This is a genomic window from Nostoc sp. KVJ20 (genome assembly GCF_001712795.1).
In the GTDB taxonomy this organism is placed as follows: Bacteria; Cyanobacteriota; Cyanobacteriia; order Cyanobacteriales; family Nostocaceae; genus Nostoc.
Map to the genome: position 1 here is coordinate 24,935 of NZ_KV757577.1, position 15,412 is coordinate 40,346.

General features: G+C 38.8%; 9 protein-coding genes. 8 read left to right on the forward strand and 1 reads right to left on the reverse strand.

What is annotated here, in order from left to right:
- Positions 1-754 precede the first annotated feature (754 nt).
- From A4S05_RS07415 to asnB, 8 genes are all read left to right on the forward strand, one after another.
- The gene (locus A4S05_RS07415) at positions 755-2,773 is read left to right on the forward strand and encodes a polysaccharide biosynthesis protein (protein WP_069069185.1); all 2,019 of its coding nucleotides are present in this window, start codon (positions 755-757) and stop codon (positions 2,771-2,773) included.
- Between the two features lie 27 nt (positions 2,774-2,800).
- Complete coding sequence (locus tag A4S05_RS07420) at positions 2,801-3,853, forward strand: glucosamine inositolphosphorylceramide transferase family protein (protein WP_141699668.1); 1,053 nt, start codon at positions 2,801-2,803, stop codon at positions 3,851-3,853.
- 55 nt (positions 3,854-3,908) lie between these two features.
- The gene (locus A4S05_RS07425) at positions 3,909-4,703 is read left to right on the forward strand and encodes a hypothetical protein (protein WP_069069195.1); all 795 of its coding nucleotides are present in this window, start codon (positions 3,909-3,911) and stop codon (positions 4,701-4,703) included.
- A 59-nt stretch (positions 4,704-4,762) separates the two neighbouring features.
- A complete protein-coding gene (murJ, locus tag A4S05_RS07430; RefSeq protein WP_256090854.1) occupies positions 4,763-6,124 on the forward strand; it encodes a murein biosynthesis integral membrane protein MurJ in 1,362 nt (453 codons plus the stop codon).
- A gap of 36 nt (positions 6,125-6,160) precedes the next feature.
- Positions 6,161-7,297 (forward strand): glycosyltransferase family 4 protein, encoded by a 1,137-nt coding sequence (locus A4S05_RS07435; protein WP_069069187.1) that lies wholly within the window; start codon positions 6,161-6,163, stop codon positions 7,295-7,297.
- A 322-nt stretch (positions 7,298-7,619) separates the two neighbouring features.
- A complete protein-coding gene (locus A4S05_RS07440; protein WP_069069188.1) occupies positions 7,620-8,768 on the forward strand; it encodes a glycosyltransferase in 1,149 nt (382 codons plus the stop codon).
- Positions 8,749-9,969 (forward strand): O-antigen ligase family protein, encoded by a 1,221-nt coding sequence (locus A4S05_RS07450; protein WP_084227021.1) that lies wholly within the window; start codon positions 8,749-8,751, stop codon positions 9,967-9,969. Before A4S05_RS07440 ends, A4S05_RS07450 begins: the two co-directional genes overlap by 20 nt.
- Before the next feature lie 359 nt (positions 9,970-10,328).
- Entirely contained in the window at positions 10,329-12,278 is a 1,950-nt protein-coding gene (asnB, locus tag A4S05_RS07455; protein WP_084227022.1) for an asparagine synthase (glutamine-hydrolyzing), read from the forward strand.
- A 414-nt stretch (positions 12,279-12,692) separates the two neighbouring features.
- Here the strand turns inward: asnB and A4S05_RS07460 are convergent, their stop codons facing one another.
- The gene (locus A4S05_RS07460) at positions 12,693-14,927 is read right to left on the reverse strand and encodes a beta strand repeat-containing protein (RefSeq protein ID WP_069069191.1); all 2,235 of its coding nucleotides are present in this window, start codon (positions 14,925-14,927) and stop codon (positions 12,693-12,695) included.
- Between the last annotated feature and the right edge of the window lie 485 nt (positions 14,928-15,412).

The window sequence follows — 15,412 nt, forward strand, 5'->3', positions numbered from 1 at the left end:
ATAGTGGCAATTGTTACTATGACTTCTGCTTTGAGAACTGAAAAAATTGAAGAAGAATTCAAGGGAATTAGAGCCAGCCTTTTTAAGGGGGATCAGGGACTTTTGCAAGTTTAAATCAATAGAGAAGTAACAATAACTACTAGCCTACAGTTAAGCATCTGTGGTTATGTCTTTTTATATGCATAAGTTACGCCAAATTGGCATGACGCGACTAATAAAAAACTGCTACAAAGTTAATAAGCTAAACCACATTTAGTTTGCATATCTAAAATTTATATAACTCTTGTGTGGGCATCTTGTCCGCCCTAATTATGCAAATTCAATCTGGAACCGCTTTGAAGGATAAAACATTAACAATAGCTACTATTGTTAATAGTCGTGAGCATAGCTATTGGCTGATTTAAAATATTGAATTGAAATAGTTAGAAGTATCTATTTTGAGCCAAAAAACTCATTGAATAAATGAATACGGAAGCAAGCTATGTGCAACATCTTTGCAAGGATAGAATAAATAATCACTCGCTAAACTGTATTGATTTATAGAGACTATTTATAGACATTAATAGTCTAATGTCAATTTAGTCAATTGCTGAGATGTTGCAATTCCCTAAAACGAGTATCTATATAGGTAAAATTGATAGTGGCAACATTCTTTAAATGGCGTTAATTGACTATATTTACTGACCCAAAAAAATTGGAATTTTTCTACTTGCTTGAGATGATTATTTAAATTATCTGAGAGGATTTTACATACATGGATTGCTTATTATTTGTGTCTCACTGGCTACCTCAAAAATTAATTAGCGGCTTGTTGACGAAATTGCTAGATTTAAAAAACAAACATTTGTTTCTTTTTGATACTATTGTTTTTTCATTTACAGCCTTTTTTGCTCTCAATCTATGCTTAAATGGCAATTTTTCTATCCAAGAATATAAGGCAAGACTAGGAATTGCAACAATACTTTTTTTAGCAGTCAAACTAACTGTATTGTGGAATTTTGGTTTTTATAGACTTTACTGGCGCTATGCCAGTATTGAGGAGCTTCTATACATAACTGTTCTAATAGGTATTGCGGTAATAGTTCAAGCTGTATTCTTTGATGCTATGCGATTTATACCGTATTTAGGATTAGATACGCTACCACAATCACTACCATTAATCGATGGTTTGCTTTCATGTATTTTTATTGGTGGGTTGCGTTTCAGTATTAGGATTGTAGAAAGAATCAGCCAACAACATACAGTATTTAAGCCACAAGACCGTGTGTTAATAGTTGGTGCTGGCAATGCTGGCGTTTCTCTTGTACAAGAAATGCAAAGAAATCCTCAATTAGGGTTTCATCCTGTTGCTTTTATTGACGATGACCCGCACAAGTTTCGCGCATATATACGTGGCATTCCTGTAGTAGGCGATCGCTATCAAATTCCTGATGTTTTAAAATCTCTCAAAATTCATAAAGTTATCATTGCAATGCCTACAGTTACAGGTAGAGTCATTCGGGAAATTCTAGATATTTGCAAAGCAACTGGAACTCAAACTAGCACTTTACCAGGCATTCATGAAATCCTCAATGGTCGTGTGCGAGTTGACAGTATTCGGGATGTACGAATTGAAGATTTACTCAGACGAGAACCTGTACAAATAGATATTGATCAAGTTGCTCAATTTCTCAAGGGTAAAACAGTATTGATCACAGGCTCAGGTGGATCAATTGGTAGCGAACTTTGCCGCCAAATTTTTAAATGCAATCCTGCTGAAATGATCCTTGTAGGACATGGAGAAAATTCTGTGTTCAATATCCAACAAGAACTAGAACAACTTATTCAAGTTATCGAAAATGAGGGTAAATCTTCAAGAGACACTCCTCGTATTTCAACTTTTATTGCAGATATTCGCTTTAAGTCTCGATTAGAACATGCATTCGAGCTATTCCAACCTGATGTAATTTTTCATGCTGCGGCTCATAAACACGTCCCACTAATGGAATTAAATCCAGTAGAAGCAATCACCAACAATGTCATGGGGACAAAAAATTTACTAGAACTATCACTGCAATATGATGTGAAACATTTCGTGATGATTTCTACAGACAAAGCAGTTAATCCTACTAATGTTATGGGTGCTAGTAAGAGAGTCGCTGAAATGTTAGTGCTGCAAGCCGCAAGAGAAAGTGGTAAGCCTTATGTTACGGTGCGCTTTGGCAACGTTTTAGGTAGTCGGGGTAGTGTAGTTCCCACCTTTAAAAAACAAATTGCAGCAGGTGGCCCAGTAACCGTTACCCATCCAGAGATTCGTCGTTATTTCATGACAATTCCAGAGGCCGTTCAACTAGTTTTGCAGGCTACTGTACTTGGTCGTGGTGGTGAAGTCTTAATGTTGAATATGGGTAAACCTGTGAAAATTGTTGACTTAGCTAAAGAACTAATTCGCCTTTCAGGATACGAAGTTAACCAAGATATTGAGATTGTATTTACTGGTTTACGTCCAGGTGAAAAGTTATTTGAGGAATTATTTATTCCTGGAGAAGAATATGAACCAACCCAACACGAAAAACTGTTAGTAGTCAAAAATGCTAGTAAGATGATTCCAGAAAATTTGTCTATTACTGTAGCGACTTTATGTCAAGCAGCAGCTAAAAACGATACGAGTTTTATTCTGCGTTTGCTTGAAGAACTAGTGCCAGGATATAAACCAAAACACTTAGAAAGTTATGCAGCAGCAAATATTACCAGCAATACTTCTGTCAGAATACTGGCACAGGTAAAACCGTAAATAGGGTACAACAATGACAAATTTAAAATGGAAGGTAGAAGAATAAATATGTACAAAAACTATCAAACTAATAGTAGATTACAAGCATTGGATAAATTCTCTAGAGTTAACGATAGATATTTGACTGGAATTAAAAATATAGCCAAGACTTTTGTCACAAGAAGAAGTGATTGGTCAATTGGAATCTATACAGGTGAATCTCTTTTTGATTTTGCTTGTCCAGAAAAAATCAGTAATCCAGTTTTGACTGCTAAGGATATAACAGATGTCCCTGCTAACTTTGTTGCTGACCCATTTATGGTTTGTGAGGATGGCATTTGGTATATGTTTTTTGAAGTACTAAATAGTTTCCAAAATAAAGGAGTAATCGGATTAGCAACTAGCAACGATGCATATAAATGGAATTACCAACAAATTGTACTTGATGAACCGTTTCACTTATCTTATCCATACGTGTTCAAATTCCAAAACGAATACTATATGATTCCAGAAACTTCTGAAGCCGATTCTATTCGTTTATATAAAGCAAGTAATTTCCCGAAAAAATGGACGTTTATTAAAACCTTACTTGATAAAAATGATTTTGTAGACCCTAGTATTTTTCAATACAATAATCTGTGGTGGCTATTGACTGCAACATCAGAAGACCGGAATATTTTGCGTCTTTATTATTCTCAAGATTTGACAGGTGGCTGGATTGAGCATCCTAAAAGTCCTGTTATTGAGGGAAATAAAAACAACACAAGACCAGCCGGTAGAGTTGTAGTACTCGATGACAAAATTATTAGATATACCCAGGATTGTGAGCGTATTTATGGGAATAAAGTTCGAGCATTTGAAATCACTGAACTGACAACGACAAGTTATCAAGAGAAAGCAGTTAAAGGAAATCCAGTTATCAAAGCAAGTGGAATGGGTTGGAATCAAATAGGTATGCACCATATTGATCCTCACAAAATTGGCACAAATAAATGGATAGCATGTGTGGATGGAAAGCGAGATAGATTAGTTATCAAACAAAATTCAATATTAGCAATTTTGCAAAAACGGATAAATGCTCGTTTCAAGGTTAATAATTAATAATTATTACTTTATTAATGAGTTGAATTTTCATCATCAAGTGAGGAAACAAGAGATGTTGATTGTCACAAAGAAATTTATTTTTTCAGTGGGAGAAGTCTGGTTTGATGAAGATCCACCAGAATTAAGTAATGTGGACGTACTCCATTACAGACAATGGATACAACCGATTAAAGGTGGTCAGTCTGATGAATTTCATACAAGATTAATTGACCTCAGTAAAAGTCAGGATGAACTATGGGAAAGTATTAGTAGTAATGATAGATATAAGATTCGTCGAGCGGAGCAAAAAGACCAGGTTGTTTATGAGTGTTTTGAGCATATAAACTCTGATATTATCAACGAATTTTCTGATTTTTATGATTCATTTGCTTCCCAGAAGGGGTTATCTAAAATTAATAAAAATCAGCTACAAAATCGTGTAAACGCGGGTGCAATTGATATTTCCCGGATCAAGTTACAAAATGGAGAATCTTTAATTTGGCACGTTTATTATCGTAGTCATAATAGAGTTCGCCTTTTGCATTCTGCTTCACTTAAAAATAGTGATGATACTTCCTATCAATCGATTTTAGGACGAGCGAATCGTTACCATCACTGGCAAGATATAGTGAGATTTAAAAATTTAGGAATTTCCGTTTATGATTTTGGAGGCTGGTATACCGGAAGCACAGATCAGGAGAAATTAGGTATTAATCAGTTTAAAGAAAAATTTGGTGGAGAAATTGTCAAGAATTTTAACTGTATTAATGGCATCACAATAAAGGGTAAACTATATTTACATTTGTTGAAAATTTATATGAGTTTATCTCAATTATCATTACCACGCTTATTGAATTTTAGATTTTAGATTTTGGATTTTGGATTTTGGATTTAATAATTATCAATTCTTGCCCATACGGTATGAAAATGTGGCGTTTGCAAAGCTTAGTTGATTACTGGAAGCAACTAACAAGCGGCTCTATCAATCGCCAAATTTTTGGTGCAGCGATGATAGTTGGTTTATTAACAGCATTGGTGAAAGTTGCTGCTGTAGCTAAAGAATTGGTGGTGGCTCAAAGATTTGGTACTGGAGACGACTTAGATGCATTTTTAATTGCCTTGTTAGTTCCTTCTTTTATCATTAATGTCGTTGCTGGTTCTTTTAATACTGCTCTTATACCCGTCTATATGCAAGTAAGAGAGCAGGAAGGTATAAAAGTAGCCCAAAGGCTTTTCTCTGGAGCCACAATTAGCGGTTTGGGACTGTTAGGAATCACGACAATAGTCATGGTAGCTAGCGCACATGTGTATTTACCATATATTGCTGCTGGGTTCAGTCCCGAAAAGTTAGATATGACTTTTCATCTGCTCTGTGCGATCGCACCTTTTGTTCTCTTAAGTGGGATTATTATCATCTGGAGCGCTGTATTGAACGCAGGAGAGCGTTTTGCTCTAGCAGCTTTGTCACCTATTATCACTCCAACTATTAGCGTCTTATTGCTCTTAATGCTCAAATCTTGGGGTATTTTCGCTTTAGCAGCGGGGTTAGTCTGCGGTGCAGCAGTAGAAATAACTCTTTTAGGAGCAGCATTGCACCGACAAGGCATTTCATGGCTTCCCAAATGGTATGGGTTTGATACTCATCTACGTCAGGTTGTTAGCCAGTATTTACCAATGATTGCAGGCGGTTTTTTGATGTGTAGCACAAATCTAGTAGATCAATCTATGGCAGCAATGCTGTCGCCTGGTAGTGTAGCAGCGCTGAGTTACGGTAACAAGCTCATTGCCTTCCCGATATCTTTAGCTACCACAGCATTAAGTACTGCTGTGATTCCCTATTTTTCCAAAATGGTAGCTTCTAAGGATTGGATAGGTACACGTCGCACACTTAAACGATATATGCAAATCATTTTTGTCACGACTACTTTACTGGCAGCATTCTTGTTTATATTTTCTGAGTCTATAGTCCAGATACTCTTTCAAAGAGGTTCGTTTACAGCTAACGATACTCAATTAGTAGCTCAAACCCAAAATTCCTTTGCCTTACAAATACCTTTTTATGTCGCAGGAATTTTGGCTGTTAGGTTAATTTCTGCAATGCAATTAAATCATATATTGATGTGGGGGTCTGCTTGTAACTTAACCATAAATATTTTTCTGAATTATGTGTTTATGCAATGGCTGGGTGTTACAGGTATCGCTTTATCTACTGCTTGTGTTTATATTTTCTCATTCTTCTTCTTAACCTATTTTGCCAATAAAAAACTAATAGATTATTCTGTGAATTGAAAAAAATCCACTATTCCTAAAATATCTTATCTAAAAATGAGACTAACACTGATTATTTATTCACTAACTTATGGTGGCGCGGAACGTGTCATGTCAATCATGGCAAATTACTGGGCAGCTAAGGGATGGCAAATTACTATATTGACATTTGATGACAATAAAATACCCCAATTTGATTTAGATAGTCGTGTTCTGTACACTCCGTTAGGCATCGCTAGCAAATCTCCCAATGCGATTATAGGTATCTATAATAATTTGAACCGCATCGGAACATTACGAAATGCAATTATTAATAGCAATCCGGATGTTGTGATTAGTTTCATGTCTAAAATTAATGCGATTACTTTATTAACAACGCGATGGTTGAATATACCAGTGGTGATATCTGAACGTAGTAATCCAATAAAAAGTTATTTAGGTGGGGCTTGGAAACAACTACGACAACAGACTTATCCATTTGCAGATCGGATTGTTTTTCAAACTAAAAGAGCAAGAGATTGTTTTCCATTAAAGCTACAAAATAATAGCTGTATTATCCCTAATATGGTTGTATTACCACCGATAGAAAAACAATCATCGGACAAAGTTTTAAGAGAGCGATCGCTCGTTGCGATGGGACGCTTTGTCCCAGAGAAAGGCTTTGATCTACTGCTGCAAGCCTTTGCACAACTGAAGGATCGTTATCCAGAATGGACTTTGACAATTTTGGGAGACGGTAAACTACGCCCAGACTTGGAATCTTTGCGTAACCAACTTGGATTGAGCGATCGCGTTTATTTCCCTGGAATGGTGAAAAATAACTATGATTTTTTGCAGCAAGCGGAGATTTTTATTATGTCTTCCCGCTTTGAGGGTTTTCCTAATGCCCTCTGCGAAGCGATGGCATCTGGATTACCAGTCATCTCTACAGATTGTCCCAGTGGCCCACGAGAGATTATTCGTGATGGCATAGATGGCATCTTGGTTCCAAATGAAGATGTGTCAGCATTAGCCGCAGCAATGGAACGACTGATGTCTAGTGAAGAAGAACGGAAATCTTTAGCTGCTCGTGCGCCAGAAATAATCGAACGATTCAGCGTAGAGAAAATTATGGGAATGTGGGAAGAAGTCTTAGCTGAAGTTATTACTGACTTTTCACGTATGGAAAAGCTAACGATTAACCTAACACCCTAACCGGCGCGGGAAGGGGAAAATTCAAAGTCTCTCTTCTAAAAGGAGAGAGATTTAGAGAGAGGTTTTAAAAGTCATGATTGATGTATCAAATATTTTTTTACCCCACCCTAACCCTCCCCTTATAAAGGGGAGCCACTGCGTTGGGCGGCTTCGCCGACTTGAAGTATGTGGCGTGAGGGAACCGGATTTTCGTGTTTCCCCCCTTTATAAGGGGGGATTAAGGGGGGTAATAATTCGATTCAAATCACAGCTAACTACTTTTAAAACATCCTCTTAGAGAGAGGTTTTCCAGATTGAGTAACTAATTTATATTTTCAAATACATGAAAAAAAAGATTGTATTCCTCATTCGTGACCTAAACTATGGAGGAGCAGAAAGACAATTAGTAACACTAGTAAAAACTCTTGATAAACAATGCTTTGATATAACAGTTTTATGCTTATATCCTAGTGGCTCACTATCTTTAGATAAAGACTTAAAAGATAATGGAATCCCAATAATATGTTTGGAGAAAAAAGGGCGCTGGCATTTATTTGGCTTCTTTTGGAATCTTGTTCAGCATCTTCAACGTATCCACCCTGATATATTGCATGGATATATTGGAATACCGAATTTACTCACTATCTTCTTGAAGCCTTTTTTTCCCTCAACCCGCATGATTTGGGGAATACGCTCATCTAATGTAGAACCTAATTTTTACGATTGGTTAGGGAGTTTGCTTTTCCAGTTAGAGTGTCTTTTATCTCGCTTTGCTGACCTGATTATTGTTAATTCTTATGCTGGTCGAGCATATTACCTCACTCATGGATTTCCTGCTAATAAGATGACGGTAATTCCTAATGGTATTGATATCGAATTATTTAAACCTGATCAAAAAGATCGGATAAAAATACGAAGCTCATGGGGAATTTATCAAGACATGATTGTAATCGGTTTAGTGGGGCGACTAGATATAAGGAAAGACCATCCCACATTTCTTAAAGCAGCAGCATTACTCTTTGAAGAGAGACAGGATATCCGTTTCGTCTGTGTGGGTAGTGGTTCAGAAAACTATGCACGAGAGTTATATGAACTGGCTAATAAATTAGGTATTTCTGATCAAGTGATCTGGGTAAAAGCGCGTACAGATATGCCTGCAATATACAATGCCCTAGATATTGTTGTTTCTTCATCCTATACAGAAGGATTTCCCAATGTAATCGGAGAAGCGATGGCTTGCGGTGTACCTTGTGTGGTGACAGATGTAGGTGATTCTGCTTGGATTGTTGGTGATACCGATGTAGTAGTACCTCCTAAAAATCCAGAGGCTTTGAAAAATGCTATGAAAAAGCTGATAGAAACTATTGGTATTTATGGGTGCGATCGCACTAAAATTCGACAGCGAATTATTGACTATTTCTCAGTAGCTCAATTAGCCCTTAAAACCGAAGCCGCTTTACTTGGTCTATCTCATGAATTCATCTCTAAGTAAAAAAATAGATTTACTATTCTATTATCAATGTGCCCTCGCAATAGTTTCTATTTTCATTTTCTTCACAGAAATAAATTCCTATTTGTATACATCAGGAATCTTCTCTCAACCTCCCTTGTATTGGATTATCTTCTTTGCTATTGCCTCCACCCCGTTACTTTTTTCAAATAAAAAATACATACCACACTCTGTAATTCTTTGGTGTATTGGTTTTCTCGCTATCTCTTTTTTATGGTTCATCCTATTTTCAATACCTACTGAAATTATTATTGAAGAATTAAGAAAGCGGATTTTGTCAGTGATATTTATCATAATAATTTCCCTAACTTTTTCCAACAACAATAATATTCATCTCTGGACTAGATGGGCAATTTTTATTGCAGTATTAATGGCTGTATTCAACAACATTTATGAGTTTTTTAACCCAATTGCATTTAACTCATTAGGTACTGGTGGACGGTCTGCCGGATTTTATCTAAATCCCAATAATGATGGGGCTGCATTGGTACTTGGCATGATTTTTAGTGTGAGTCTATTGCAACCAATATATCGTTTACCTTTCGTATCTCTCATCGGTATCGGGGTGCTGTTGACATTTTCTAGAGGAGCTATTCTTGGCTGGTTAGTTACAGTTATTATTTTTACTATCACCCGTATACTGCATTTTAATAAATTACTTTATTGGGTGTTGGGAGTAGGAACAATAATTATTAGTTTAGGCTCACAGTGGTCAGAAGAACTATTACGAAATTTGAGCTTTAATCAAAACTCTCTTGAAAGAATTTCATGGTTCCAAAACGTTTCAACCTCTGACTCTGAAGATTCTGCTGATTCCCGCTTGGAAGTGGCTCAATTAGCTTGGCAGATGTTTACTGAGCATCCAATTTTCGGTAATGGAATTGCTTCAACTTTAACCTGGAATATGAATATATCTACACACAATATCTATTTATACTACATGGCAGACCACGGATTTTTAGGTGCTTTCATTTTACCTGTATTAGTATATGCAGTAATACAAGATGCCCACGGTGAAACTAAATATATTGGCTTGGCTTTTGCTGCTTTTATTCTTCTTTGGGGGCTATTTAGCCATAATATTTTAGAAGAACGCTACATCCTAATCATGTTCTCATTAATGGCTGCTATGACTGCGGCGAGTCAGTTAGAGCAAAGATTTAAAGTAGGAAATTCATCATGAAAATCAAAAAAATGTCAGAGTATGTTTGAAAAGTTCTCTTGTCGGTATCAAAAATTTTAGATCCCCCCTTTTTAAGGCTACGGTGTACATACAAATCGAATTACCCCCCTTAATCCCCCCTTGGAAAGGGGGGAAAAAAGAAATCTAGTTCCCTCCCCTTTGCAAGGGGAGGGTTAGGGTGGGGTAATTCGAGGACTGGTAGTGATATCGATAACTTGTGTGTACACCGTAGCTTAAAAAGGAGGGATCAAAAAGTGCCTAAAGTCACAGCGAAACACTTTTCAAAGATCCTCTAAGAATTCAGCACCAAAGAGATCCTGACTTATTACAAAAAAACTCAATTGGAAGGCTAAAATTCCATGTGTGGCATTGCTGGTTTTTGGAATATCTCTAGACAAGTCAACTCTGATGAACTGTGTTACATAGTTCAGCAGATGTCAGACACACTTTTACATCGAGGGCCAGATAATGGTGGAAGTTGGGTTGATGCAGAGATAGGGATGGCTTTGGGGCATCGACGACTGGCGATTGTAGACCTTTCGCCAGAGGGACATCAGCCGATGATATCTGCGAACGGTCGGTATGTAATTGTTTTTAATGGCGAAATTTATAACTTTTTGGAGTTAAAGCGTCAACTTGAATCACTAGACCATCATTTTCGGGGACGTTCTGATACTGAGGTGATGCTGGCTAGCTTTAGTCAGTGGGGATTACATGAGGCAATTGGGCGCTTTAATGGGATGTTTGCCTTTGCCTTGTGGGATCGTCAAGAGCGAATTTTGCATTTAGGGCGCGATCGCTTGGGTGAAAAACCTCTCTATTATGGTTGGATGGGTCAAACCTTTCTATTTGGCTCCGAGTTAAAAGCTTTAAAAATTCATCCCGCTTTCCAAGCAAAAATCAACCGTGATGCTTTAGCAATTTATCTCCGAAATAACTACGTTCCTGCACCATATTCAATCTACGAAGGCATCTATAAGTTACCACCGGGAACCATCCTCACTTGGAACGGCGTGGATACTCATCCCAATCCAGTGCCCTACTGGTCTGCAATTAAAGCTGCTGAGTTGGGTGTTAATGAACCCTTCACCGGGTCGGAAATGGAAGCTGTTGCACAGATGGAGGCGTTATTACAAGATGCAGTCGGACTACGGATGGTTGCAGATGTGCCACTAGGAGGTTTTCTTTCAGGAGGAATTGATTCCTCCACAGTAGTAGCCTTAATGCAAGCTCAAAGTAGCCAAGCGGTGAAAACATTTACCATCGGTTTTGATGAAGATAGCTACAATGAAGCACATTATGCCAAAGCAGTAGCACAGCATTTAGGTACAGACCATACAGAACTTTATGTAACCCCAAAAGATGCACTTGCTGTTATCCCAAAGCTACCGACACTTTATGATGAACCCTTCGCTGACAGTTCCCAAATTCCGACTTTCTTAATATCCCAGCTTGCGAAACAGGACGTAACAGTTAGCCTTTCTGGGGATGGTGGCGATGAACTCTTTGCGGGATACACACGCTATTTTTGGGGTGACAGCACTTGGCAAAAGATTGGCTGGATACCTCCAACCTTGCGCCAGACTGCTTCATGTACCCTGTCTAGCTTATCGCCTCAAACTTGGAATTGTGCTTTGGCTAACTTTCAAGACTTGCTACCAACTAAACTCAAGCAACCTACTCCTGGGGATAAATTGCACTGGATTGCGGAAATTTTGGCTGTTCCTGATGCCCAAGCTTTGTACACAGAAATGATTTCTCATTGGAAGGAGCGAGAAGGATTAGTAGTAGATAGTTTAAAGCCTTTGATGAACTACTGCGATCGCCAACAATTATCGCAGTTACCCGACTTCATTCACCAGATGATGTACCTTGACACAGTGAATTATCTCCCAGACGATATCCTAGTCAAGGTTGATCGAGCCAGCATGGCGGTGAGTTTAGAAAGTCGAATACCATTTTTAGATCACCGCGTAGTGGAATTAGCTTGGCGCATACCACTTTCTCTGAAAATCCGTAATGGTCAGGGTAAATGGCTATTGCGTCAGATTTTGTATAAATATGTACCTCAAAACTTGATTGAGCGCCCCAAAATGGGTTTTGGAATGCCGATTGATAGTTGGTTGCGCGTTCCTTTACGAGACTGGGCCGAAAACCTACTAGATGAAAATCGGCTACAGCAACAAGGATTTTTGAATCCGCAGCCGATTCGCCAAAAATGGGCAGAACATCTTTCATCTGAGCGAAACTGGCAAAATTATTTGTGGGATGTGTTGATGTTTCAGGCGTGGTTAGAAGAAAACTACTAAAAGGGAAACACGGCAATGTGTTCCCCAAAAGACTGATTATTGTAGAGACGGCAATTCATCGCGTCTCTTGTCTTACAGCAGTTTTCATGTATTTAAACCACATCTGTCGTAGGGGTACAGCAATGCTCGTTGGTGTCAGAAAGAAGGGTGTGGGAGTAGGGTGTAGGGTGTAAAGGACACAGCATTGGTCGGGGGATACAAGCTCCGACCAATGCAAGCCAGAGTGAAAGACGGGGCTTGTAACGAAGATGGTTGTTGGGGCTAATTATCGCCTACACCCTATTCCCGAACCTGCAACCCCGCCCCGAAGGGGCTAGTAAAACGCCTGTGGGATAAGTGTTTGAACTTAAGTTGAAACCTATGAGCAATGCTCTGCCCCTACCGCGTGGTCTATTTACCTGAAAATAGCTGTAATTATCCAAAACTCACTTGTAGCCCATAAGAAGCAGGGTCAAAAGTGGCAGCAGAGAAAGTACCGCCATTTTCAGGAAAGGAAGAAAAGTCACTCACTGAAATCGAGTATGTACCTGCACCGAGGAAACTGCTGATTAATGACGAATTGCCACCGCCACTATCGTCGTCACTAAGCAGTAAAGTTCCAAAATCGTCAAACAGTCCGAGAATTGTATCTCCCGATGTCAGTGTTGTACGGATAGTCACAGTTCCCGCATTTGCTAAAGAAAATGTAAAAAAGTCGAAATCGGGATTGTCCCCTGGTTGAACTGCTGTGAGTTGGGCTGAAACATTAACATTTGAGCCTGATGATAACGAACCTAACCCTTCAGCGCTGTCCAGTGTGTTGTTTGTACCTTCCCCCACATTTTCCCGCTCTAAGAAAAGGAAGTCATCACTATCAAGTCTGAGATTGTTTCTTCCTAGAGCAATACCGATGATTTCATCTGTCTCTGCTATCGGTTTGTCTACGAATATTCGTGTGTTACTTCCAACAACTTGCAGGCGGTAGTCCTTTAAAGCTCCTTTAAGTTCAATTCGATCTTGGCTAGAGTCGAAGTCATTAATAGTAGCGAAGTCCCCAAAACCAGCATTCGTAGTGTTGTTATCGTCGTAGAAAATATTTATTGCATCTCCCAGGATAAATCTATCTACCCCAGTCCCGCCAGTCAAGGTATCAGTTTCCCCTAATCCAGGTGGAAGCAAACTACCAGGAAAAGTACCTATGAGGATATCGTCTCCAGACCCACCATTGAGTAAGTCATTGCCGGGTCCGCCTTGTAGGCTATCATTGCCGTCCTCACCGTTGAGGATATCATTGCCGACATTACCATCTAGCGTGTCATTGCCTGCTCTTCCATTCAGAGTGTTATTAGAAGTATTACCAAAAAGTAAGTTGTTAAGGCTGTTACCTGTCCCGGCGATGTTGCCACCTTCCCTTTGCGTCAGGTTCTCCAGATTGGCACCTAGTGTGTAGGTGACAGAAGACCGGACGGTATCTGTGCCTGAATTCGCAGCCTCTGTAATGGTATCAAGAGTAGTGTCAATGATGTAAGTGTCGTTGCCTGCTCCCCCATTCAAAGTGTCAGTACCTAAGCCGCCATCAATTGTGTCATTACCATTACCACCGGATAATTGGTTATTTTGGGTGTCGCCAACAATGCTGTCATTTCCATTTGTGCCGATGACATTATCAAAGTTGACCGCAGTAAATGATAATGTTCCCAAACTAGGAACGTTATTAGCAGCCAAATTTTGGGTTTGCAGGTTAACGGTGATAGATACCCCAGACAAGGATGCGGATGCATCTATGGTGTTATTGGCAATATTGGAATTAGCAATAATCCTTTCGACTTTAAAGAGCGTGTCTTGCCCCAATCCTCCAGCTTTTCTAATGGTTCCGACACCTGACAAGGTAATGCTTTGAGCTAGTTGACTATAGTCTGCGGTATCAGTTCCATCTCCACCATCAATGCTGTCGTTACCTTGACTGCCTTTGAAGATGTCATTGCCTGCACCACCTTTTAGAGTGTCGTTTCCTGTACCCCCATCAATTGTGTCATTACCATTACCACCGGATAATTGATTATTTTGGGTGTCGCCAACAATGCTGTCATTTCCATTTGTACCGATGACATTATCAAAGTTGACCACAGTAAATGGCAATGTTCCTAAACCAGGAACGTTATTAGCAGCCAAATTTTGGGTTTGCAGGTTAACTGTGATAGATACCCCAGACAAGGATGCGGATGCATCTATGGTGTTATTGGCAATATTGGAATTAGCAATAATCCTTTCAACTTTAAAGAGCGTGTCTTGCCCAAATCCTCCAGCTTTTTGAATGGTTCCGACACCTGACAAGGTGATTTGACCTAGTTGACTGTAATCTGCGGTATCAATACCATCTCCGCCATTAATGCTGTCATTACCCTGAGCGCCTACGAAGATGTCACTGCCTGCACCACCTGCTAGAGTGTCGTTTCCTGTACCCCCGTCAAGTGTGTCATTGCCATCTCCACCGTTTAAACTGTCGTTCGCCGTCCCACCTGCGAGGGAATCGTTACCAGCCAAACCATTTAAGGTATCGTTACCGGAGGTACTATTGGCATTACCACCACTAGCCCAACCAACTATCGTGTCATTTCCTGAAGTCCCATTTCTTGTATCAGGGCCTGTAGTGCCGAAAATAAATGCCATGTTATCTCTCCTAAATTTTTCACGAATGGGTAAGTTTAGCCTTAGTCAAAGAACTATTCATCAGTTCAATGTAGATTACTTGCTATTTGCGTAATCTAATGTTGTTAAACATTAATAATTTGGTTAGGAACTTCTAAATAAAAATATCCAATTACCTATTGTAGGCTGACGTGAAAAGCCTGCCCTGCTTGCAAACGAGCCGTACGGTTACTCTACAAAATTAGATAATTCCTTTCCTAATAATCCTTTAATTGATTACGCAAATAATTAAGTAATTAGATAAACTATTTTGGTTATTTTCCTAAGCTTTTAACCTATCTGTAATTATTTAATTACCATGAAGTACAAGGTTACACAAAGTCCTTTATCAAATCTTCAATATTTTAATAGATTACGATTCATAATACATTTATATATTGCATATAAACCTTAATTAAATGTTTTTTCAAATATACTGAGTTTTTAGTTTACGTTGCGAGCTTTTT